This is a genomic window from Bradyrhizobium sp. HKCCYLS1011, assembly GCF_051167795.1.
Classification (GTDB): domain Bacteria; phylum Pseudomonadota; class Alphaproteobacteria; order Rhizobiales; family Xanthobacteraceae; genus Bradyrhizobium.
Genome location: NZ_JBNPTT010000006.1, coordinates 39982 through 63372, shown reverse-complemented (window position 1 = coordinate 63372; position 23391 = coordinate 39982). Strand labels below are relative to the sequence as shown.

Genomic DNA, 23391 nt, shown 5'->3' with positions numbered 1-23391 from the left:
TGGTGGGCACGCACCGCCTGACGGCGCCGCTTTGCCCACCCCACACATTCATTCAGGCAAGAAGGATCCACACCATGCAGTTCCACATGATCGCGGGCGCGACCAGGCCCGTTGCCCCGTTCAGCCATGCGGTGGAGACGGACGGCTTCGTCTTCGTCACCGGACAGATGCCGGACTCACCGGAGGCGCCGGGCGTGCTGCCGGAGGGCATCATCGATCAGACGAAGACAGTGATGCAGAACTTGAAGTACATCCTCCAAGGTCTCAACCTCGGCCTCGAACATATTGTGATGGCTCGGATTTACCTGACGCGCTTCAAGCAGGATTACGCGGCAATGAATGAAACCTACCGCTCGTTCTTCCCCGCGGACCGCTTGCCTGCCCGCACCTGCGTCGGGGTCACCGGTCTCGCTTATGACGCGCTGATCGAGATCGATCTGGTCTGCAAACGACCATAGCAGCGACTGGTAAATATACGGTAACCGAGGGAGGTGTCGACCATTCGCTGAGGTCGCAGGTGCCAGACCCTTTCGCCGATTGCCTCGCGCCGTGGCGCGATGTCAATTCGCTCACGACAATGATGTCGTGAGGAAGTCTCCATGCCGAACCAGTTCTCCCGCCGCCAAGAGATCAGAAAGCCCGCGGTCAGCTCGAAGGGCGGCATTGTCGCTGCGCAGTCGCGACATGCGGCAGAGATCGGTGCTGATGTGCTGGCGGCCGGTGGCGACTGCGTCGATGCGGTGGTGGCGACCGGCTTTGCGCTCGGCGTGCTCGAGCCCTGGATGAGCGGCATCGGCGGCGGCGGCGCTATGGTGCTGTACCGCGCCAAAGAGAATCGTGTCGAGGTGATCGACTACGGCATGCGCGCGCCGGACAGCCTGCGCGTGGCGGATTATCCGCTTGTAGGCGACGGCACGGTCGCTGCCGACATTTTTCCCTGGGCGCGGGTCAAGGACGACCGCAATCTGCACGGCCCCGGCGCGATCGCGGTGCCCGGCGTGGTCGCCGGCATGGAGGCGGCGCACCAGCGCTACGCCAAGCTGTCGTGGCAGGAGCTGGTCGCACCGAGCGTGACGCTCGCCGGCGAGGGCCTGTTGGTCGACTGGTGGACCACGGTGATGATCTCGAGTGCCGCCGCCGATCTGCGCCGCTACGCGGCCAGCGCCACGACCTATTTGAAGGACGGCCTGCCGCCGAACCCGCAATGGGGCGTCAAATCGGTGGTGCGGCTGTCACAGCAGGAACTGAAGGCGACACTGGCGCACCTCGCCGCCGCCGGCGCCCGCGATTTCTACCAGGGCGACCTGGCCCGCTCGATCGCGCGCGACATCGAGGCCGCCGGCGGCGGGCTCTCGGTCGAAGATCTCGCAAACTTCAAGGCGCATCTCCGCGAGCCGCTGAAAATCCCCTATCGCGGCGGCACGGTGTTCGCGACACCCGAACTCACCGCAGGCCCCACGCTCGCGCAGACGCTGCGGCTTCTGCAAGCGAACCTGCAGCCCTCGCGCGGCGCACCCGATCCTGCCACTTACCTCGCTTACGTGGAGGCCTTGCAGGCCGCCTATCGGGAGCGGCTCAATGGCATGGGCGATGCCGACGGACGTCGCGCGCTCGGCGCCGAATATCTCGCGCCGACCTGCACCACGCATTATTCGGTGGTCGATCGCGACGGCAACATGGCCTCGGTGACGCAGACCCTGCTCTCGACCTTCGGCTCGAAATTCCAAACCTCGCAGAGCGGCATCATGATGAACAACGGCATCATGTGGTTCGACCCGGCCCCGGGCACGACCAACTCGCTTGAACCCGGCAAGCGCTGCCTGACCAACTACACGCCGGTAGTGGCCGAAGCCCCCGACGGAAGGCGGCTTGCGCTGGGCGCCTCCGGCGGCCGCCGCATCCTTCCCGCGGTGACGCAGATGCTGTCCTTCGTGATGGATTTCGGCATGGATCTGAATCGTGCGATCCACCAGCCGCGCATTGATGCCAGCGAGGGCGACATCGTCGGCGCGGATACGCGACTGTCAGCGGATGCATTATCGGCGCTGAAATCCAGGTTCGACGTCGAACAGGCGCCGGTGCAGACGCTGCCGCTCAAATTCGCCTGCCCGAGCCTCGTGCTGCGCGATGGCGACACCAACAGCGGCGCCACCGAGATCTTCCATGCCTGGGGCGATGCGGTGGCTGAGGCGTAGGGCTGGTATCGTCATTACGACGCGCCCGAAGCAATCCAGCTTTGTCCGCCGGGTCACGCCATCGCCGCCCGCTGACGCCGCGCCAGCATCAACAGCGTCAGCACAATCGCCAGATTGAGGCCGTTCCAGGCGACGCCATTGATGAAGGCGGCGGCATAGGAGCCGGTCGCGTCGAAGATCACGCCCGAGATCCAGCCGCCGAACGACATGCCGACCACGGTCGCGAAGACGACGATGCCGATCCGGGTCGCGGCCTCCTGCGCCGGCATGGTCTCGCGGATGATGATCGCATAGCTCGGCACGATGCCGCCCTGGAACAGGCCGAACATCGCGGAGATCACGTAGAGCGAGCTCAAGCCGTCGAAGAACAGATAGAAGCTGAGCGCAAAGCCCTGCGCCAGCGAACCGACCAGCAAGGTGCGCAACCCGCCGATGCGATCGGCAAGGAAACCGGAGCCGATGCGGCTGACGATGCCGAACCCCATCATCAGGGACAGCATCTCGGCGCCGGCAGCGACGCCATAGCCGAGATCGCCGCAATAGGCGACGATATGGACCTGCGGCATCGCCATCGCCACGCAGCAGGCAACGCCGGCGATGCAGAGCAGCACCGTCAGCGCATTGGTCGAGATGCCGAGATCGAGCCGCGGCGGCGCCGCCCGCGCATGGCTTTGCGCGGCGACGCCGTTCATCCGCGCCCGCAACACCGCCAAGAGCAGTGTCATCGATGCCGCGCAGAACAGGCCGATGGCGATGTGCGTGGTGCGCCATCCCACACTCTGGGTCCCGTAATTCACGATCGGCGGCCACACTGTGCCCGCGACATAATTTCCGGCGGCGACGATGGTGACGGCAAGCCCGCGATAGCGGTCGAACCAGTGCGAGGCTTCCGCCATCAGCGGCGCGAAGGTCGCTGACGCGCCGAGCCCAATCAGGAAATAGACCGCCTGGAACTGCCAGAGTGTCGTGGAGAGACCCACGAGCACGTAGGACATGCCGGTGCAGGCAATGCTCAGAGCCATGGCCGTCACGATGCCGAAACGATCGGTGATGCGGCCGATGATCACGCCGCCGAGGCCGAAGCCGAACATGGTGAGCGTGTAGGCCAGCGACACCGCGGCACGGCTCGCCGCATATTCGGCCTGCACGGCCGGCAGCACGACCACGACCGACCACATGCCGGCGCCGCCGATCGAGGCGATCAGCAGCGCAAGGCCGAGCCTGACCCATGCCTGACGCGAATCAGGGGTGAAGCTGGGCGTTTCCTGATGGTGATTCAGATGGACGTGCACGGCGAAGAACTTCGTCATCAATGGATTTGCGGTCAATCGCCAGCAGTGCAAGGTGAGCATGCAGAAGCACTGCAACACGCGCTTGATCTGGCGACGGTGCGGGGCAAGCTCACTCGTCGAAATTCACCGCCGTGGTGTTGGCGCCACAGAGCAGCACCGCGACGCGCTCGGAACGTTCGGGGCGATAAGCGCCTGACAACAGCGCGGCGAAGGCGGCTGCGCCGCCGGGTTCGGTGACAACCCGCAAGTTCGCCCACAAGACACGCTGCGCGGCGCGGATATCCTTGTCACGCACCAGCACGACATCGGGGGCGACAAATTCGCGGGCGAGCGGAAACACCCGCTCACCGATCCGTCTCGGCGCCAGACTGTCGGCCGCAATGCCGCCCGCGGGCGCATCGACCGGACGGCCTGCCGCCAGCGCGTCGCGCAAGGTCGGCGCGCCGTCGGACTCGACTGCGACGATCTTGATGCGTCCCTCATACCAGGCCGCGATGCCTCCGATCAGCCCGCCGCCGCCGACGGCGACCAGCAGCGTGTCGATCTCGGGAGCGTCGCGCTCGATCTCGAGCCCGACCGAGCCCTGCCCCAGCATGGTCTCGGCTTGATCGAAGGCGTGGATCGCAACCGCGCCGCTGGCCGCAACATGCCTCTCGCTCGCCGCCAGCGCATCGGCATAACGATCGCCGCCGACATGGATCTCGGCGCCATGGCGCGTGATCATCTCGATCTTCGAGCGCGACGCGATGGTCGGCACGAAGATCGCGGCCTTCTTGCCCAGACGGTTGGCCGCAAACGCCACCGCGACACCATGATTGCCGCCGGAGGCCGCGACCACTCCGGCTGCGGGGACATCGCGCGTCAGCAGATTGGCGAAGGCGCCGCGCGGCTTGAACGAGCCTGCATGCTGCATGAATTCGAGCTTCAGCCGCAGCGACGATGTCGGCAGGCCGAAGTCCTCGCCGGCAACCGTGATCAGCGGGGTCTGACGGATATGCGGCCGGATCAGCTCATAAGTCGTCGCGATACCCTGCCGATCCACCGCTTTCGCGACATCCGCCATGCCGCACCTCCTCAAATTGCCTTCCGCCTCTCTTGACATGAATTAGCCATTTGGCAAAGTCACAAAATGGCTCCTGACGTGACGTTCCGTGCGCTGGCCAATGGCAAGCGGCTGCAGATCCTCGCCTGGCTGCGCGAGCCGCGCCGACATTTTCCGCCGCAGGCCGATGGCGATCTGGTCCGAGACGGCGTGTGCGGCATCTCGATCGCCGAGAAGCTCGGCATTTCGGCCCCGACCCTGAGCGAGCATATGCGGGTGCTGACGACAGCGGGGCTGGTCAAGGCCAAGCGCGCCAAGGGCTGGACGTTCTACAAGCGCGACGAGGTCGGGCTGAAAGCTGCGAAACAGCTGATCGGTCGGCTGTAGGATCGCTCCGATGTCCCGCGAAGATTTGACGACCTCAACCGACGCGCGCTTAAGGCAACAACTGCTGCGCATGCGGCAGCCACATCGGCCTGGCTACACAGCGCGTCGGAGGCGTTCATGTTCAAGCCACATTGCTGCAACAGAAGCTCCGCATAAGTAGCGCCGCCGGGCGCAGGCCCTTGGCGGCGCCCGGCTTTGCCGCTAGATTCGGCTCGGCAAGGCAGGGAATTGTCTGGAAAGCGATGTCGCTCGCAATGACACGGCGGATGAGGTTTTTGGCGGGACGCCTGGTCGTCCTGGCCTATCTCTTCTGCGTGGTCAGCCCGAGCTTCGCGATGGCGCTGGGCAACGTGGAAGAGCCCTGCTTCGATGTGGTTCCGGTCGCGGTCCATCACGCGATGGCTGCTCACGACGTGATGAGCCACGAGGTGATGGGGCATCTCGATGCCGACCATGCGCTCCACCATCATGACGGCAGGTATGCGCATGATCGGGCCGATCAGCCCCTGCCCGCCGACCATCATGATGGCGGCAAGATGCCAGGCCCTTGCTGCGCGACGCTGTGCGTGGTCGGGATCGCTGCCGATCTGCCGGGCCTGAGCGCACCGCTGCGCCCCACTGCTGAGCGCGTCACGCAAGGCGACCAGAGCCTGGTCGGCCGCGCGCCGCCGCTGCTCTATCGTCCACCGATCGTCCTGGTCTGAACGAACGCCACGGCGTGCGGCCTGATGGCCGCGCCGGTTCATCGACAGATCAAAGGACCAATCATGTCATCGCCATCAAAGGCGACGCGCGCTGCCGCGTATGCGGCGCGTGGCCGCCTGCCACTTCCGCTCTCCATGCTGACGCTCGTCGCTGCGGCGATCGGCACCGCCGGATGCATGCCAACTGCAATGACGCTCGGCGGTGCCGATCCGGCTGACGCTACGGCCAGGGTGGCGCCGGTGCAGTATCGCGCGATCACCGCGCCCTATAGCAGCCTGCGTCCGGCAGCGCCCACGTCCTGGCGCGAGCGCAACGACGCCGTCGCGCCGCGCTCCGAATCCGATCGCTAGGAGCGCCAACGATGACCGGGATCTTCAGGCTGGCGCCAGCGACGGCGCTCGCCGCGGCGTTGGCGCTTGGCGGATGTGCCTCGCTCTCGCCGGACGGCGGCATGAGCGTGGTCGGCGACGTCACGAAACGCACGATCAATAAAGAGGCGACGGCTGTGCGCGCGGCCGAGGATGGCGATCGCGTGCGCGCCGCGAGCCGGCGCCTATTGGCGCGTCCGCTCAACGCGGACGCGGCGGTGCAGCTTGCGCTGCTCAACAACAAGGGCCTGCAGGCCGCCTATGACGAGCTGGCGCTGAGCGAGGCCGATCTGGTTCAGGACAGCCTGCCGCCGAACCCGACCTTCTCGCTCTCCCACATCTCCGGCGACGGCGCGTTCGAAGCCGAGCGCCAGGTCGCGGGTGACATCCTGGCCCTTGCGACCCTGCCCGCCCGCTCGGAGATCGCGCGCGACCGTTTCCATCAGGCGCAGCTCAAGGCGGCACTGGCGACGTTGCGGCTCGCGACCGATGTGCGCCGCGCCTATGTCCGCACGGTGGCCGCGAGCGAGCTCGTCGCTCTGCTCACCGAGGCGCAATCCGCCGCGGAGGCCACCGCGCAGCTCGCGCGCAAGCTCGGCGAGACCGGCGCGCTCAACCGGCTCGATCAGGCCCGCGAGCAGGTGTTCTACGCCGAGACCACGGCCGAGCTCGCCTCCGCCCGCCAGGCGGCTGCAAGCGCGCGCGAGCGGCTGACGCGCCTCATGGGTCTGTGGGGCGACGACCTCGCCTTCCGCCTGCCTGAGCGCCTGCCCGAGCTGCCGCGGCAGCCGCTGACCGAGCCGTTGGTCGAGGCCGACGCCGTCGGCCACCGGATCGACCTGCAGATCGCGCGCATCGAGCTCGCAGCCTTGGCGAAATCGCTCAGCCTCACCGAGGCGACGCGCTTCGTGAACCTGCTCGACCTCGCCGGCATCGATCGCACCACCCGCGACCCCGACGGACGCAAGTTCAGCGAGCGCGGCGTCGACGTGCAGTTCCAGATTCCGATTTTCGACGGCGGCGAGGTCCGGATGCGGCAGGCGGTCGAAAGCTACAATCTCGCGTTCAATCGCCTGACCGAGAAGGCCGTCAACATCCGCTCGGAGGCCCGCGACGCCTATCGCAGCTACCGCTCGACCTACGACATCGCGCGCCACTACCAGCGCGAAGTGCTGCCACTACGGCAGATCATCAGCGACGAGATGCAGCTGCGCTATTCCAGCATGCAGGTCGACGTCTTCGCACTGCTTGTTGAGGCACGCCAGCGGATCGCCTCTCGCCGTGCTGCGATCGACGCCATGAGCAACTTCTTTCTGGCGCAGGCCGAGCTCTCCGCCGCCATCAATGGCGGCAGCAGCGGCGCATCCGAGAACACACCGCAGCTGACCGCGAGCGCACGCGATCCGAGCAGCGACTGACAAAGGGAGACATTCGAATGTTCTCACGCAGGACACTTCTGAGCACCGCGGCGCTGGTCGGCGCCAGCGCGGTCTCCGGCCGGGTGCAGGCGGCCGCGATTCCCGAAGCCCCGACCATGGAGCGCGCGGCGACGCAGCCGCCGCTGCATCCGACCACGGGCCCGGACTATCAGCCGGTCGTGACCCTGAACGGCTGGACGCTGCCCTGGCGCATGAACGGCGACTGGAAGGAATTCCATCTGGTTGCCGAGCCCGTTGAGCGCGAGTTCGCGCCCGGCATGATCGCCCATCTCTGGGGCTATAACGGGCAGTCCCCCGGACCGACCATCGAAGCGGTCGAGGGCGACAAGGTTCGCATCTTCGTCACCAATAAATTGCCCGAATACACCAGCGTGCACTGGCACGGCGTCATCCTGCCCTGCGGCATGGACGGCGTCGGCGGACTGACGCAGCCGCACATCAAGCCGGGCAAGACCTTCGTCTATGAGTTCGAGATGAAGAAAAGCGGGACCTTCATGTACCACCCGCATTCCGACGAGATGGTGCAGATGGCAATGGGCATGATGGGCATGATCGTCGTGCATCCGCGTGACCGTGGCTTTCGTCCCGTCGATCGCGACTTCGTCTTCGTGATGTCGACCTACAGGATCGATCCCGGCAGCTTCCTGCCGCAGGTCAACGAGATGACCGACTTCAACATGTGGACCTGGAACGCGCGCGTCTTTCCGGGCATCGATCCCATGCCGGTGCGGCTCGGCGACAAAGTGCGCGTGCGGATCGGCAATCTCACCATGACCAACCATCCGATCCATCTGCATGGCCACAGTTTCCAGGTGACCGGCACCGATGGCGGCTGGATTCCGGAAACCGCGCAGCTTCCGGAGACGACGACGGACGTGCCGGTCGGCGCCATCCGGGCGTTCGACTTCGTCGCCGACAATCCCGGCGACTGGGCATTCCACTGCCACAAATCACATCACACCATGAACGCGATGGGCCACGACATGCGCAACCTGATCGGCGTGTCGCGCAAGGAGCTCGCCCGCGCCGTCGGCAAGCTCGCGCCGGATGCGATGGTGATGGGCGCAACCGGCATGGCGATGGGCAACATGGAGATGCCCGCGCCCGACAACACGCTGCCGATGATGACCGGTGATGGTCAGTTCGGCGCAATCGAGATGGGCGGCATGTTCACGGTGCTGAAGGTGCGCGACGACCTCGCACGCGACGACCACCGCGATCCCGGCCCCTATCAGTTTCCGCCGGGCACGGTGGCCCATGAGGTCGAGACCCCCACCGCAGAACCTCCGCGGCAGCAGCCGCCAGCCGCGAAGCAAACCGGGAAGCAACGGTGACGTCCGTCGGACCCGATCAACACCCAACCAACAGGAGATGCAGTATGAAAATTTCGATCGCGATCGGCGCGCTGACCGCCGCCCTGATCGCCACGGCGCCGGCGCTTGGCCATGAGCACCATGGCGCGCACGGCTATTCCGCCGGCGAGCCCGGTGATCCCAAGCAGCCGGCGCGCACCATCGAGGTGCTGTTGAGCGAGATGGAATTCACCCCGGCACGCATCGAAGTGAAGCGCGGCGAGCAGATCCGCTTCGTGCTTCGCAACACCGGCAAGGAGGATCACGAATTCCTGCTCGCCACCACCGAGGAGAACCTGAAGCATGCGGCGGTGATGAAGAAGTTTCCGAACATGGAGCATGACGAGCCGAACGGCGTCCGGCTCGCGCCGAACAAGACCGCCGAGATCGTGTGGAAGTTCACCAAGGCCGGAACATTCGAATATTCCTGCCTGATTCCCGACCATCGCGACTACGGCATGACCGGCCACGTCACCGTCAAGTGACGCACAAACTTAACCAAGCAGGAGACCACGACATGACGCGATTTTTCCGGATTGCCGCCGCGGCGGCCCTGACCTCGGCGCTCACGCTGACTACGGCACTGGCCGGGGACGCCGACATCAGCGGCGAGGTGAAGAAGATCGACGAAGCCGCAGGCAAGATCACCCTGAAGCACGGCCCGGCCAAGAGCCTCGGCATGGACGAGCCGATGACGATGGTCTACCACGTCAGGGACCCTGCTGTGCTCAAGACGGTGAAGGTCGGTGACAAGGTGACGTTCGAGGCCGCGCAAGAGGCCTCGGGCTACACGGTGACCAAGCTGCAGAAGAGCAAGTAGCGCGGTCATTCGCGAGGTTGCAGACCGTGGACGGGTTCGTCTGACTGCGTCATTGACGCAGTCGCCCTCTGCAGGACCATTCCGGGGCGCAAGGCGACGAAGTCGGCGTTGGACGCCGACTTCGCGCCGACAAGGAAGGCCGGAATGTCCCGGAATGCGCGCGTGACCCGCTAGTCGAACATCGGCCCGGCGGTTTCAGATGGTGGCGTCGTATCCGCCGACGCTGATCGCGGCATCAGGTAAACAGCGGTCAGGATGTGGAGGACGCAAAAGCCGACCACAATCATGACCAGCAGCATATTCTCACTCAAGGTCGGGAGCTGAATGGAAGCCTTGCGCTCCGCTCTCACACGGGTTGGCATTATCAACGATCCCTCAACTTCGTCAGATCAAGCTCTTCACCGGACCTCTCAAACAGATGCGCGTGTTGTCTCAGAATGCGTTCGGCCTGCAGCCGCCGCGAGTGGTGCAACATTGCCGATAGAAATTTGAAAAAGCCTGGATGTTTCGGAGTGGCTTGGGAAGCGGTTCGGGCCGAAGTGACGGCCCTCAATGAAAATGACGCCTGTGCCATCGGATAGGCTCCGCAATCGGGTCAATATGCGCATAGGTCGTCGCAGCCGGCTCGCGCGGCTGTGGGCGATTTCACATTTCAAGAAAAGTTTACGAGCGCCCGCACCTGTCTCGGCGGTGCCACGCGCTGCGATTGCGATCGAAGGCGAGGACATCGACTGGGTCGGTGTCGCGCTGGCGGTGCGGCGCGCGGTCGGACGGGCCTGAGCGGAGCCGATAGCTGTCCGTCGTCAAATCGCCGTGTCGATCAGGCATAGAGAGGCTTTCCTTCGATTGAGCCTGATATGCTGACCGACACGTTCCTCCACGTTCTCTACGACCTGGCGCAGTGGCGCTTTCTCGTCTTGTTCGCCTGCATCTTCTTAGGCCTGGGCGCGCAGATCGTGCCACCGTTCCGCCCGCGCGCGGATGGCCAGGCGCGGTTTCGCACGCTGATTCCGATCCCGCTCGGGGTCGTGCTTGGCATCGGCAACCTCATCTATGGCACGGAGCTGTCTGCCAACTTCATCCACCGCTACGGCATGCAGGGTCAGGCGACGGTGACCGGCTCGCATGACACCGGCAATTCCTACAACGACCGGCGGGTGATGGGCCACAACGTGCTGATCAGGACGGCTGACGCCAAGACCGTCGAGACAAGCTTTACCGATGCGGATTTCAACGTCTATCCGCCGGCCAATGGCGTCTATTATCCGCAGCAGGGCGACATCTTCAATGTCAGCTACATCGCGAGCTTCCCCCAGGATTTCATCATCATCAGCAACGATGACAGCCCATGGGCGCGACGGCTCCGCTGCTTCGAGCTGAATTCGGCGATGCAGCAGGCCGACGCCAAGCGGCGCTTCGCCCTGGCCTCGGAGGAATTCCGGCAGGCTTACGAGGCTGCCGCACAGGCGGCGCACGCTGCCGGCTGCGATCGGGGCTCGTGACAGGCGGATGAACGTCGGTGTCATCCGCCTGTCGATAATGCGCTGAATTCGAGGTCACCGCCGCCGATCCGCCACTCCCCTGCCTACAACCGATGGCTGTATTCCGCATGGCGGCCGCGGCGCGGCCGTCCCTGACGGCCGGGGTGAGGGGCGCCTGACACCATCGTCCGTCGCCGTATCGGCCGTCAGCAGAGCGGACATGACATTCGCCAGTTGCCCGCCGGACTATCGAACTGCGCACGTCAAATCCAAAGCTTCTACTCACATCAATCAGTTAGCTGGTGGTCCCTTGACCCCAGCATGCGCCAACGTGACACCCGGATGAGATCCAAGCATTGGATCGGACCGTCAGCGGCAAATTTGGCAGTGGCTTTTTGGTCGCTGTCTTGCGCATGGGGCTCTGCGCATCACCACCACCCGCGAGTGGTAGCCGGCTCCGAGGACCTCTGACATAGTGGCACGAGAAGCCGCGCCAGACGGCGAGCGCGCGGCCAAGCCAGGGGGATCAGCCATGCGGGCAGCGATGGTGATGGGCTTGCTTGCGGCAGGATTGGGCATGGCGGTCGCGTCCGTCGCGCCGGCGGCCGCGCAGGCCATAAAGGGAGGGCGTCCGACCACGGCCACTTCCGTCGGCGAAGGCAGCAAGCTCCAGGAGTCCAACGAATGGACGGTCGGCCTCGCCGGCGGCTTGCTGGAAGGCACCAACATCCGGTTCGCCGCCGAAATGGCCAAGGTGCTCGACGACCGGCCGAACCTGCGGGTGCTGCCGATGGTCACCTACGGGGCGCTGGGCAATATCGAAGACCTGCTCTACCTCAAGGGCGTCGACATCACGATCACGTCCGCCGACGTGCTCGACGAGTTCGCGCGCAACGGCACCCTCGCCAACATCAAGAACCGGATCCGGTACATCTGCTCGTTCTACATCAACGAGATGCATGTCTATGTCCGTCCCGAGATCAAGACGCTCGAGGATCTTGCGGGCAAGAAGGTCAGCTTCAACACGCCGGGGAGTGCGGCGAACCTGACCGGCGGCATCATCTTCGACCGCCTTCACATCAATGCGGAGAAGGTGTTCATCAACAATTCGATCGCGCTCGAGAAGATGCGGACCGGCGAAATCGCCGGCGTGGTGCACGTCACCGGCGCGCCGACGGACCTGTTCGCCAAGTTCAAGCCGGAGCCGGGCTTCCACTTCCTGCCGGTGCCGTATACGCGGGCTTTGCAGGACTATTATGTGCCGACCGCACTGACGTCACTGGACTATCCCAATCTGCTCCAGCCCGGCCAGAGCATCGAGACGGTCGGCGTGCCGCAGGTGCTGGCCGTCTACAACTGGCCTCCCGAGAGCGAGCGATATCGCCGTGTCGCCCGCTTCGTGGAATATTTCTTCAAGCGGTTCGACCAGTTCAGGCAGCCGCCATTTCATCCGAAGTGGAACGAGATCAATCTCGCTTCCACGGTCCCCGGCTGGACGCGTTTTCGCGCCGCCGACGAGTTGCTGGCGGAGATCGCTCCGGCGGAGGGGGACCGCGCCGTCAAACAGCAGTTCGACGAGTGGATCAAAGTCAGGGCGGCAAAGACCGGCCAGCGCATAAGCGACGAAGACGCCATGGCATTGTTCAAGCAATTCCGCGGCTGGATGAAGCGGGACGGCAGCCAGCCCGCGCCGTAGCTCAGACCGATGTGAGGCGACGCTGCAGTGCTCCTGCCAAGACCACCAGCCTCCTGCCAAGCGCGGCAGGAATTGCCAAGACGGCCTGGAATGCCGCGAATACCCGCGCGGCCCGGTCTCGCGTTTCGAAATTCGCCTTGAGCGAAGACACGCATAAGTAGCATACGGGGCAACTACTCTCTTTTGATTATGGATTTTTTTGGACGTCGGCTTGACCCGCCCTCACTTTGGACGAAGATTTCGACCATAATACCGCCGGGACTGTGAGGCGAAGAGCGGATGCGCATCGGCAGCTACCACGTCGTGCCGCGGAAATCGGAAAGAGATATTCCGATGGTATCGGCGCGGAGGGATGAGCAATGCGCTCGCGCCTCGGTGAGGAAGCGCGGCCGGGTCGTTGGCATGCGTGGGTTCGCTGGTGTCTCGGTTCTGACGTTCGTACCATCGCGGCGCGCGCGTCTACGAATGTCAGAACTGAGGGATACTAGCAAAATCAGGATTCGAGTGTGGCCTTGTCTGACATTCGCTTGGGACTGCGCCGGTGATGCCGGAGCCAATGTCAGATGCGCCACACACGTGAGAAATGGCCGGCGTGAGCGAAAGGTGAACGCACGCTGTCGCCAAATCGAAAGCGAGGGGGAGTTCAGCGTGAGCGGGGGTTTAGCGTGAATGACATCAGGCACAACCACGATCCCAACAGCCTTGCCTACTATGCGCCACCGGGATCGGACGCCAGAAGCGCATCGACGGTGCCGCCTGAGGATGACGGCGCGTCACTGCAACGCCGGACCGATGAGCCGGCGCCGCACTTGCGCGTCGTGGGGACCAACGAAACGCGCCCCGGCGACACATCCGACGCCTTTAGCACCGCCGTTGCCGCCGCGCTGCGGCAGCAGATGGAAGCCGAACAGTTGAAAGCATCCATGCTGAATCGCGGCAGATCGGGCCCAAGCCTGGCAACTTTTGCAATCGCAACCGTCGGCGCAGCGGCGGTCGCGCTGGCCTATACCGTTCTGTTTCCGCTAGCGCAGTCGACCTCCGAACAACACGGTTGGTCCTCGGCGCGGCTGTTCACCGCGGCGCCGCGCCGCCCGCCGCCGACATTGGTCGTTCGCAATCAAAGCGGAGCGATCAACGAGCCGCTCGAGCTCGGGGTCACCATCGACAAGGCCGAGCCGGGGTCGACCGTCACCGTCAAGGGTCTCCCGATCGGGTCGCGGCTCACATCCGGCACACAGACAAGCCCGGGCGAGTGGCGCGTCCCGGCAGAGGCCGCCACAGACGTCGTCGTGACGCCACCAGCGGACTTTGCCGGCGAGGTCAAGCTCCTGGCCGAGTTGCGGGGCGCAGACGGGGCTGCCTCGGTCTCGGCCGTGGTGCAATTGGGATGGAAGGCGCCTCCAGCGCCTGCGCCGGTGGTGGCCGATATCCCGGCTGCTCCGGTTGCCGTGCCTCCTGCTGCGTCTGTGGCCGCTACGCCGCCGGCGACTCCGGAGCCCGCCACAGCGGCGCCAGCGGGCACGGAAACAGCAACCACGGAAACGGCGAAGACCCCCGCCATCAATCCCGTCACCGATGAGGTCGGCAGCCTGATCCGGCGCGCGCAGGAGATGCTCGCGATGGGCAACGTGAAGGGCGCGCGAGCTCTGTTGCTTCGAGCCAGCGATGCGCATGATCCGCGCGCGGCCTATGCTCTGGCGCAGACCTATGATCCGACCGTGTCGCACCAGTCAAGCGCCGCCGATGCCGCCACCGATTTGGCGCTGTCGCGGTCGTGGTATCAGAGGGCTCGGGAGTGGGGAGCGCCGGAAGCGCAGCGTCAGCTCGATGCGCTCGCGTCGGCCAATGGACGCCGAGACAAATGATCCTTGGCTGATTTTTGGCTGATCCCTGGTTGATCCTTGGCGCGTGCGCACCAATGCCGAAGACAGGTGACCGCCCGAGTGGCGGTGACCATGCATTCAACAACGCACTTCACTGATAACCGATCTCATGCGCCCTCGCCGGGGTTCGCCCCGTCGGGCCTGCGCCCGTCGTCATCCGGTTCTATGACACACGCCTGATATCGTCGCGGATGCGTCGCGACCCGAATTGCGGCGAGCACCGTAGTCACGTTCGCGGAGAGGAGACAACCGGCTCTCGCGCAGACCCGTAAGGCCCCTTCAGCGGCTCAGTGGCGAGCCCGGCCGTGAGCCGTCCGAGGCCCTGGCCGAAACAGGTCGGGGCGGGCAACGCGATTGACGACTGAAGCTGCCCAGCCCCGCGCTGCCGCAGCGCCGCTTGATCACTCGTCCTCGGCCTCGGCGAGTTCCTCGAGTTCTTCGAGCTCCTCAAGCTCTTCGGTCACGTGATCGACCACATCAAGGGCTTGCTGGACGTCGAGGAGACTCTTGATCGCGGTCTCCGTCTCACCCTGCTTATAGCCGGCCGCAATGGCTTTGATCCAATTCTGGCGCACCTCGACCAGCACCGTGCGCGCACTCAGGAGAGTTTCAAGATCGTTGTCGGCCATGTTGCTCCTCGCCATCATCTCGTTTGGTTCCTAACCGCGAGGTATGGCACTCATATGTCAAACAGCGAGAGCTTCGACACGGCCCGTGAAAAGGCAGGCTCGGATCTCTCCGTCGACAACATCTTCAGATTGTATTAACGCCATGCCGCTCCCGTTCGCACCGGTTGCGATCACCGCGGGCGGGCACGCATGGTGGTGCGCTGCCACGCTACGGGCCTTCACCATTAACCAACCGCTAACCATGCAATGGCTAAATCTTGCCGGGCTGAAGGCGGGGCATGCCGAAAGAGACGTTCGGAAGATCGTCCGTCAGCCCCCCAGGGCCGCGTAAACTTACAAGAACTTCTTGGAGACGAGCCCTTGGGCAGCAACGTCGGATCCCGCGCCTTCCAAAACGCCAGGCAGCAAAAGAAGCTGAAGAAGCAGGCCGAGACCCTGCTGGCGGCGGCATTCACCGCCTATCGCGAGGGACGGCAAGCGGACGCGCAATCGCTGTGCCGGGAGTTGCTGCAGGAGCAGCCGAATTGCTTCGAGGCCCTCCACATCCTGGGGGTATCGATCGTCCATGGCGGGCGGTTTGCGGAAGGGCTCCCGTGGCTCGAACGCGCTGTGGCGCTCGACCCGGGCTCGGCCGAGGCGCAATCCAATCTGGGCTTCGCGCTGCTCAACCTCGCACGTTATGACGAAGCGCGCGCGCACTTGCAAAAGGCGATCGTTCTGCAGCCGAATTTCCCCACGGCGCAGCGTAATCTCGCCGACACCCTGCTGCACCTGAAGCTGCCGGAGCCCGCGCTCGCAGCCTTCATCCGCGCCATTCAGCTCAAGCCCGACGATGCCGACGCCTGGAGCAATCGTGCCGTGGCGGAATTGATGCTGGGGCGCTGGGACGCTGCGACCGCCAGTTCCGAGCGCGCGCTTGCGTTACGGCCGGGCCACGTCGAAGCGCTGATCAACAACGGGCAGGCGCAGCTCGAGCTGCGGCACTTCGCGATCGCCGAGGCGGCATTCAATGCGGCGCTCGCGATCCAGCCGAACAGAGCGGAGCTGTTGGCTCACCGCGGACGGCTCTATCTGCTGATGGACCGGAGAGCCCAGTCGGAAGCGGATTATGACGCGGCGCTCGCGCTCGACCGCACGCTGATAGCAGGATGGCAGGGCAAGGCGGAGCTCAGCATTCTGAACGGCAACCTGGCGCAGGCGACCGCCGCCTGCAACAAGCTGCTGGAACAAAATCCCAGGTCTGAAGTCGGCCTCACCTTGCGCGGCGCGTGCCTCGGGCGACTTGGGGACCCCGCCGGTGCGATCCAGCAATTCGATTCCGCGCTCGAGATCAGGCCGGACTACGCCGAAGCGATCTCGAAGAAGATCTTCTATCAGGACTTCGTTCCCGAATCCGATTTCGCGGTCCAGCAGGCCACGCGCCGCGCCTGGTGGGACGTGTATGGCTGCAAATTCCCGCGGCGGATCCTAGCGGCGCGAGCGCTCGACCCGAACAAGCGCATCGTGATCGGCTACGTCTCGTCCGACTTCCGAATGCATTCGGCGGCCTTTGCCTTCCTGCCGGTGCTGCGCAACCACGACAAGACGCGCTTTCAGGTCAACTGCTACGCGTCGTCGACGGCGCGTGACTCCTTCACTGAAACCTTCCGGTCACTGGCCGATGTCTGGGTCGATGTTTCAGCCCTGTCGGACGACGAACTGGCGGACCGCATCCAGGCCGACGGCGTCGATATCCTGGTCGACCTCTCGGGCCATACGACGGGCAACCGTTTGAACGTGTTCGCGCGCAAGCCGGCGCCGGTGCAGGTCACGGCCTGGGGCAATGGCACCGGAACCGGACTTGCCACGATGGACTACATCTTCGCCGATCCAGTTTCGATCCCGCTGGAGGCGAGATCCCTGTTCGCGGAAGCCGTCTACGATCTTCCCTCGGTCATCACGATCGATCCGATCGTCGCGCTAAAGCCGTCCGCGCTGCCGATGCGCGCCAACGGCCATGTCACCTTCGGCGTCTTCAACCGGGTCAGCAAGATCTCGGACTCCGCGCTCGCGCTATGGTGCAGGCTGCTGCGCGAGATCGACGGCGCGCGGCTGATCGTCAAGGATATTGCGCTGTCCGATCCGATGGTGCGCGACATGCTGCTTGCGCGCTTCCTAGCCCATGGTACGGCGGACGGACGCGTCATCTGCCTGGGCGGAAGCGAACGCCACGACCATCTGCGCGCCTTCGCCCAAATCGACATCGCGCTCGATCCATTTCCGCAGAACGGCGGCATCTCGACCTGGGAAGCGCTTTACATGGGCGTACCCGTTGTTGCCAAGCTCGGCCGTGGCGCGGCGTCGCGCATGGCCGGCGGCATCCTCAGAGCCATCGGTCTCGATGACTGGGTCGCCGACGATGACGACGGTTATGTCGCGATTGCCAAGCGATTTGCCGCACAGCCGGATCAGCTGGAGCAGCTGCGGGCCGAGCTGCCCGATATCATCGCCCGCAAGCCGGCCGGCGACGTCGCGGTCTACACGCAACAGGTCGAGGCCGGCTACCGGCAGTTCTGGCGCGATCATTGTGCGGCGGCCGCGCGCGGCTGATGCGGGCAGCGTTGCCGATGGCGTAGCGCCTGCGATTGAGGACGGCGGAGTACTCGCTAGCGGGCGTAGCCCGGATGAGCGAAGCGATATCCGGGGATTCACCCGCGTGTCGCTAGCGCTCACGCGGGCTACGCTGGCTGCGACCAAGGACGGCGGCCCACTCGCTAGCACGGCCGCCCACCGTCCAACGCCCTCACGGAATTGGGTAACCCTTCCACAGCCATTCCAGCGCTGATGGCAGCGTCTGCGCGATGGTCGGCCTGTCGACGTGTTTGGCGTTGCGCACGAACAAGAACTGATAGTGGTAACTCTTCTCGGCGAGCACCTTCGCCATCAGCTCGGCCGAGAGCGTCCAGTCGTGCATGCCGTCGGGGATGGTCGGATTGGGATAGAACAGGTCCTGATCGCCCATCTCGAACCAGTAGCGGATCGGCTTGACCGGCGCGCTCGGGATCAGCGGCGAACCCGGCGCTTCTGACGGCACCAGCTTGCCGTCCTTCACGGTGAGATTGGGCGTGGCCGGGCCCGTCCATGGCGAATGGAATTCCCAGGCGCCGCCGCGCAACGCCGGGTTCTGCGGCCATTGCTGGTTCACCATGGTCGGTGAGTAGGCCAGCACGCGATGATAAAGATCGGGATTGAACCACGCCATGATGAAGGCCGCAGCGCCGCTGGAGCTTAAGCCCATGGTCGCGCGTCCCTCGGGATCATGTGTCAGTTTCACGCCGGCCTCTCGCTCCACGCGCGGCAGCACCTCGCGTTGCACGAACTGCGAATAGGTCTCAGAAACCGTATCGTATTCGCGGCCGCGCTGCGCGCCCTGCGCATCCTGTCCGCCGTTGCCGATCTGGATCGACACCATCGGCGGCACGCGCCGCTCGTGGATCAGGTTGTCGAGAACGGTGTTCATGTCCTTCCAGGCGGCCGACCCGCCGTCGCCGAGCACGATGAAGGGCAGCTCGGTGCCCGGCGCGATATTCGCCGGCACATAGACCTCGACCCTGCGGGTCCAAGTGCCGGGATGGCTGGTGGTGACGACCATGTTCGACTTGTCGTTCGGCGCCGTGGTCGTGATCATGATCGACGAGTTCGTGCACCCCGCCACGTCATCGCGGATCAGGCCGGGATTGTAGATCACGCTGTCGGCCGATGACATGGTGAAGGAGACGACGGTGCCTTTCGGCACTCCCTCCTTCGCGATCGTCTCAGGCGCGGCCGCATGGGTCGGACCGATGATGAAATTCCCTTCCGCCCCGGCCGGCGGCAAGCTGCCGTCCGGAAGCTCGGTGGCCTTCGGATAGTTCGGATTTTTCGGGTCGCGCGTCGGCGGCTTGGTCGAGAAGTCGAGCCCGGTGGTGTCGATGAAGAACGGCTCGTCCTTGTCCGTGGTATTAGCGCCGGGAGGCACGATCATGTTCTGCGTGACGCACGACGTCTGTGCCTGTGGCGTCTGAACTTGTTGCGCCTGAGTTCGGTTAGCTGTCACGAGCAACGCGGCGGTGATCAATGTTCCCGCAAGGACAGTCTGGGCGCTTTTCATGTTTCTTCCCGTGCTGGCGATCTTGTGAGCGAGCCTTGGCCGGGATTATGTCGGGCCGTCCGTGGGTGGTCAATCGGATGGTGTTCTCTTGCGAGGGACGTCCATAGTGCAGGCGTAATCCGCCTATGCACATGCAACACGGCTGGGCCGCGATCACGCTGCGCGCTGTCCCTAGGCGCTACGAGTTGCTCCGATGCGGCCCCTCGGTCGGCTATTTCGATGCTTGGCTGATCTTGTGCTCGGGATGGCCAGTACTGTGATCTCGGCGCAATTGGCTCAGCGATGTCTCATTCAACTGAGACAAGACTTCGCTGAGTTTTGCCGTATCCGGATAGCCGGCCGCGAACGACTTTCCGTAGATCTTGCGGAGTGTGCCGATCAGGGTGTTGCCGTGCTTCCTGCTGATCTCGCCGTCCTTGTCCCGGTGACGACCATCCAGACCCGGCTCCTTCATGTCTTCCCTCCCTGCCTGCGTCTATGCGCTTTGCAGGTACCGTGCTCCCAATCCAGCTGATTGGCAACGCTCTGGAGGGAGCTGGCAGCGAGAAAATGATCAGCGCGTAGAACGGATTGGCGTCAGGCGTAATCCGCCGTTGCACGGTCAATTTGGAAGAGCGGCGAGCTACGCCTGCGGCTAGCCCGCCCTACGTGCTAGCCGTCAAAGCAATCCAGAGCCAGGGAGGAAGTCTGGATTGCTTCGTCGCCTGCGCTCCTCGCAATGACGTCACCATGCGCCAGCACAGCGCGCTTTTGGTTTTGGCAGGAGCACAATCATTCAGTGGCAAGTCGGAAGCGAGACGGTCTAGCCGACGAGGTCCGCCGACAGCAGCTTCTTCAGCTTCAGGACCGCGCAGTCCGGCGTCGTGACGACCGGCTTGCCGGTGGCTTCTGCGACCAGCGGCGCCGTCGCAGCGATGCTGAACTGCGCAAGCGCAATCACGTCGCAATCGCGCAAGTCGCGGGAGGCTTCCACGATCAGCCGGTCATGCGTCGGGCGGTCGCCGCGGTCCAGCGCAGCAAGCGCGCCTTCCGCGAGCCTCGGCACGATCTCGACGGCGGATGGAAATTCCGGCGGCATCGATACCAGCGTCGGCGGAAAGGTAGCGAGCAGGCCGATCCGCTTTCCCATGACGGCCGCCTGCTCGATCATGGCTTGGTTGGGCTTCAGGACCGGCATCGGCGCATGCGCGTGCACGACCGCCTCGATGCAGGGGCCGAATGCCGAGCAGGTGAAGAGGATCGCATTCGCGCCCGTCGCCGCGGCATAGTCCCCGAGCGCCAGGAAGCGCCGGGTCATTCCGTCGGTGAGATGGCCAGCACGCGCCAGGTCCGCTGACAGGCTGTCGTCGAGCAGGTTCATCAAAGACGCATCCGGCCAGAGCTGCGCGAACGCAGCCTCGATCGGCGCGATCGAATGCTTGAGGGCATGGATCAAGGCGACGCGCATGTTCGTTACGGTTTGTGCTCCACTCTTCACGTGCCCCAGACGTAGCGCATATGGTCTCGCACTGTCGACCCCGGGGACGCTCACCGCGCGGGTCCCGGCCTGCGCGGCGACGCTGACGCGCCGCTGCACGCTCCGGGACCCACGAGGGCGCTACTTGAACGGAATGGAATACATCAACCCGCCTTTGGTCCAGAGCCCGTTGAGACCCCGGTCCAGCTTGAGCGGGCTAGCCTTGCCGACATTGCGCTCATAGATCTCGCCGTAATTGCCGCCGGCCTTGATCGCGGCGGCCAGCCATTTGTTGTCGAGCCCGAGGCGGGAGCCGAGATCGCCGCTGGCGCCGAGCAGGCGCTGCACGGCGGGCGTCTGTGACTTCGCCATTTCGTCGACATTGGCCTGCGTGACGCCCAGCTCCTCGGCCTCGATCAGCCCGTAGTGCAGCCAGGTGATGATGTCGCTCCAGACCTCGTCACCGTTGCGCGTGAAAGGGCCGAGCGGCTCCTTACTGATCGTTCGCGGCAGCACCACGTAGTCCGCGGCGTTCGGTGCGGCGGTGGTCACCGCGCCTGCCAGGGCGGAGGCATCCTGGGTCATAGCATCGCAGCGGCCGCCGAAGAAGGTCTGGTACATGGTGTCGACGCGGTCGAACACCAGCGGCTTCCAGTCGATGCTGTTGGCCCGGCCGTAGTCGCCGAGCGTCACCTCGTGTGTCGTTCCTTGCGCGACGCAGATGGTTGCGCCCTTGAGGTCGGTCAGCTCCTTGACTCCGAGGTCCTTCCTCACCACGAATCCCTGGCCGTCATAGAAGTTGATCGGCCCCTGCCGCAGACCGAGCGTCGTGCCGCGCAAGTAAGTCTGGGTCGAGTTGCGATAGAGCACGTCGATCTCGCCCGATTGCAATGCCGTGAAGCGGTTCTGCGCGGTCAGCGCAACGTAGCGCACCTTGTTGGGGTCCCCCAACACGCCGGCAGCGAGCGCACGGCAATAATCGACATCAAGACCTTTGTAGTTGCCTTGCGAGTCCGGCGCAGAGAAGCCCGCAAAGCCCGCGCTGACGCCGCACACGAGCGCGCCGCGGCTCTTCACCGTGTCGAGCGTCGCGGCCGACCCAATGCCCGTCATTGCAGCGAGCAGTCCAGCGACGATGGCCACCTTCCTCATGTTACTCTCCCCTCACTGATTGACACTACTCAAGACGTCGTCGACGGCCGTGCCGAGCTTGTCGACGATCACATCGATGTCCTCCGGAGAGGCGATATAGGGCGGCGCCAGCAGCACATGGTCACCGCTGCGGCCGTCCACGGTCCCGCCTCCCGGATAGCAGCCGAGACCGTTGGCAAACGCGGCCGCCTTGATCTTCTGATGCAGCTTGAGCGCGGGATCGAACGGCGCTCGCTTGGCGCGATCGGCGACCAGCTCGATCGCCCACAGCAGGCCGCGGCCCCTGATGTCGCCGACATGACGATGATTGCCGAAGCGTTCCGTCAGCCGCTGCTCGAGCTGCTTGCCGCGCGCTTTGACGCGGTCGAGCAGGTTCTCCTCCCGGATCACCTCCTGCACTGCGAATGCGGCCGCGCAGGCCATCGGATGCGCGAGATAGGTGTGGCCGTGCTGGAATGCGCCCGAGCCGTCACGGATGCAGTCGATGATCCTGCGGTTCGCGAGCATCGCGCCGATCGGCTGATAGCCGCCGCCAAGTCCCTTGGCGACGGTCTGGATGTCGGGCGCGATGCCTTCCTGCTCCCAGGCGTGCATCGTCCCAGTCCGGCCCATGCCGCACATGACCTCGTCGAGGATCAACAGCGCACCATGGCGGTCGCAGATCTCGCGCACTGCGCGGAAATACCCCTCCGGCGCCGGCACGCATCCGGCGGTAGCGCCGACCACGGGCTCAGCGATGAAGGCGGCCACGGTTTCGGGGCCGCAGCGCTGGAACTCGGCCTCAAGCTCGGCCGCGAGTCGCGCGACGAACGCCGCATCCGTCTCGTCGTCGCGCTTCTCGTGATAGGCGAAGGCTGGGGTCACGTGGCTGAAGGCTGTGGAGAGCAGCGGAGCGTACGGCTCGCGGCGCCAGGCATTGCCGCCCGCGGCGAGCGCGCCGAGCGTATTGCCGTGATAGCTCTGCCTGCGCGCGATGAAATGGTGCCGCTGCTCTTCGCCGCGCTCGATGAAATATTGCCGCGCCAGCTTGATGCTGGCCTCGATCGCTTCCGATCCGCCGCTGACGAGATAGGCGTAAGCGAGGCCGCCGGGCTCCTGTCCGACCAGCGCGTCGGCGAGCGCCTCCGCGGGCTCAGAGGAAAAGAAGGCGGTGTGGGCATAGGCAAGCCGCGAGAGCTGCTTGGTCATCGCGTCGATCACACGCGGATGCTGATGGCCGAGGCAGGACACCGCGGCGCCTCCGGAGCCGTCGAGCACGCGCCGGCCGTCCTCGGCAATCAGATACATGCCGTCGCCGCCGATCGCTCGAGGCGGCGTCTCACGCAGGGATCGATGCAGCACGCGGCTCGGGCGGGCGCTCATGGC

General features: G+C 64.9%; 22 protein-coding genes. 13 read left to right on the top strand and 9 right to left on the bottom strand.

Annotated features, from left to right (window positions below; translation table 11 throughout):
• The first annotated feature begins 74 nt into the window (after positions 1–74).
• On the top strand, positions 75–458 hold the full coding sequence (locus ACQR1W_RS20860; RefSeq protein ID WP_434852970.1) for a RidA family protein: 384 nt from the start codon (positions 75–77) through the stop codon (positions 456–458).
• Positions 459–599: 141 nt separating this feature from the next.
• Complete coding sequence (locus ACQR1W_RS20855) at positions 600–2195, top strand: gamma-glutamyltransferase family protein (RefSeq protein WP_434852556.1); 1596 nt, start codon at positions 600–602, stop codon at positions 2193–2195.
• 53 nt (positions 2196–2248) lie between these two features.
• Here ACQR1W_RS20855 and ACQR1W_RS20850 read toward each other — a convergent pair whose 3' ends face one another.
• Entirely contained in the window at positions 2249–3505 is a 1257-nt protein-coding gene (locus tag ACQR1W_RS20850; protein WP_434852555.1) for an MFS transporter, read from the bottom strand.
• A gap of 91 nt (positions 3506–3596) precedes the next feature.
• Positions 3597–4550 carry a threonine/serine dehydratase gene (locus ACQR1W_RS20845; RefSeq protein WP_434852554.1) on the bottom strand — a complete coding sequence of 318 codons (954 nt, stop codon included), beginning with the start codon at positions 4548–4550 and terminating at the stop codon, positions 3597–3599.
• A 66-nt stretch (positions 4551–4616) separates the two neighbouring features.
• Here ACQR1W_RS20845 and ACQR1W_RS20840 point away from each other — a divergent pair, with 66 nt between their 5' ends.
• The 7 genes from ACQR1W_RS20840 to ACQR1W_RS20810 all read left to right on the top strand — a co-directional run bounded on the left by ACQR1W_RS20840 (position 4617) and on the right by ACQR1W_RS20810 (position 9600).
• Positions 4617–4916, top strand: a complete 300-nt coding sequence (locus ACQR1W_RS20840; RefSeq protein WP_434852553.1) for an ArsR/SmtB family transcription factor — start codon at positions 4617–4619, stop codon at positions 4914–4916.
• A 266-nt stretch (positions 4917–5182) separates the two neighbouring features.
• Complete coding sequence (locus ACQR1W_RS20835) at positions 5183–5620, top strand: hypothetical protein (RefSeq protein WP_434852552.1); 438 nt, start codon at positions 5183–5185, stop codon at positions 5618–5620.
• A 63-nt stretch (positions 5621–5683) separates the two neighbouring features.
• A complete protein-coding gene (locus ACQR1W_RS20830) occupies positions 5684–5971 on the top strand; it encodes a hypothetical protein (protein ID WP_434852551.1) in 288 nt (95 codons plus the stop codon).
• A gap of 11 nt (positions 5972–5982) precedes the next feature.
• Positions 5983–7407 carry a TolC family protein gene (locus ACQR1W_RS20825; protein WP_434852550.1) on the top strand — a complete coding sequence of 475 codons (1425 nt, stop codon included), beginning with the start codon at positions 5983–5985 and terminating at the stop codon, positions 7405–7407.
• Positions 7408–7424: 17 nt separating this feature from the next.
• The gene (locus ACQR1W_RS20820; protein WP_434852549.1) at positions 7425–8762 is read left to right on the top strand and encodes a multicopper oxidase family protein; all 1338 of its coding nucleotides are present in this window, start codon (positions 7425–7427) and stop codon (positions 8760–8762) included.
• 44 nt (positions 8763–8806) lie between these two features.
• A complete protein-coding gene (locus tag ACQR1W_RS20815) occupies positions 8807–9265 on the top strand; it encodes a cupredoxin domain-containing protein (RefSeq protein ID WP_434852548.1) in 459 nt (152 codons plus the stop codon).
• A 32-nt stretch (positions 9266–9297) separates the two neighbouring features.
• A complete protein-coding gene (locus ACQR1W_RS20810) occupies positions 9298–9600 on the top strand; it encodes a copper-binding protein (protein WP_434852547.1) in 303 nt (100 codons plus the stop codon).
• Positions 9601–9770: 170 nt separating this feature from the next.
• Here ACQR1W_RS20810 and ACQR1W_RS20805 read toward each other — a convergent pair whose 3' ends face one another.
• Positions 9771–9899 (bottom strand): hypothetical protein, encoded by a 129-nt coding sequence (locus ACQR1W_RS20805; protein WP_434852546.1) that lies wholly within the window; start codon positions 9897–9899, stop codon positions 9771–9773.
• 558 nt (positions 9900–10457) lie between these two features.
• On the opposite strand from ACQR1W_RS20805, the gene ACQR1W_RS20800 reads away from it, so the two are divergent.
• From ACQR1W_RS20800 to ACQR1W_RS20790, 3 genes are all read left to right on the top strand, one after another.
• A complete protein-coding gene (locus tag ACQR1W_RS20800) occupies positions 10458–11102 on the top strand; it encodes a hypothetical protein (protein ID WP_434852545.1) in 645 nt (214 codons plus the stop codon).
• Between the two features lie 511 nt (positions 11103–11613).
• On the top strand, positions 11614–12777 hold the full coding sequence (locus tag ACQR1W_RS20795) for a TAXI family TRAP transporter solute-binding subunit (protein WP_008967248.1): 1164 nt from the start codon (positions 11614–11616) through the stop codon (positions 12775–12777).
• A gap of 665 nt (positions 12778–13442) precedes the next feature.
• Positions 13443–14642, top strand: a complete 1200-nt coding sequence (locus ACQR1W_RS20790) for a hypothetical protein (protein ID WP_434852544.1) — start codon at positions 13443–13445, stop codon at positions 14640–14642.
• A gap of 419 nt (positions 14643–15061) precedes the next feature.
• Here ACQR1W_RS20790 and ACQR1W_RS20785 read toward each other — a convergent pair whose 3' ends face one another.
• Positions 15062–15289, bottom strand: coding sequence for a hypothetical protein (locus ACQR1W_RS20785; RefSeq protein ID WP_434852543.1), 228 nt, complete (start codon positions 15287–15289; stop codon positions 15062–15064).
• Between the two features lie 360 nt (positions 15290–15649).
• Between ACQR1W_RS20785 and ACQR1W_RS20780 the strand changes: the two genes are divergently transcribed.
• The gene (locus ACQR1W_RS20780) at positions 15650–17878 is read left to right on the top strand and encodes a tetratricopeptide repeat protein (RefSeq protein ID WP_434852542.1); all 2229 of its coding nucleotides are present in this window, start codon (positions 15650–15652) and stop codon (positions 17876–17878) included.
• 193 nt (positions 17879–18071) lie between these two features.
• On the opposite strand, the gene ACQR1W_RS20775 is transcribed toward ACQR1W_RS20780, so the two are convergent.
• From ACQR1W_RS20775 to ACQR1W_RS20755, 5 genes are all read right to left on the bottom strand, one after another.
• On the bottom strand, positions 18072–19292 hold the full coding sequence (locus tag ACQR1W_RS20775) for an alpha/beta hydrolase (protein WP_434852541.1): 1221 nt from the start codon (positions 19290–19292) through the stop codon (positions 18072–18074).
• A gap of 337 nt (positions 19293–19629) precedes the next feature.
• Positions 19630–19872 (bottom strand): hypothetical protein, encoded by a 243-nt coding sequence (locus ACQR1W_RS20770; protein ID WP_434852540.1) that lies wholly within the window; start codon positions 19870–19872, stop codon positions 19630–19632.
• Positions 19873–20220: 348 nt separating this feature from the next.
• Entirely contained in the window at positions 20221–20865 is a 645-nt protein-coding gene (locus tag ACQR1W_RS20765; protein ID WP_434852539.1) for an aspartate/glutamate racemase family protein, read from the bottom strand.
• A gap of 150 nt (positions 20866–21015) precedes the next feature.
• Positions 21016–22026 (bottom strand): amino acid ABC transporter substrate-binding protein, encoded by a 1011-nt coding sequence (locus ACQR1W_RS20760; RefSeq protein WP_434852538.1) that lies wholly within the window; start codon positions 22024–22026, stop codon positions 21016–21018.
• Between the two features lie 12 nt (positions 22027–22038).
• The gene (locus ACQR1W_RS20755; RefSeq protein WP_434852537.1) at positions 22039–23388 is read right to left on the bottom strand and encodes an aspartate aminotransferase family protein; all 1350 of its coding nucleotides are present in this window, start codon (positions 23386–23388) and stop codon (positions 22039–22041) included.
• Between the last annotated feature and the right edge of the window lie 3 nt (positions 23389–23391).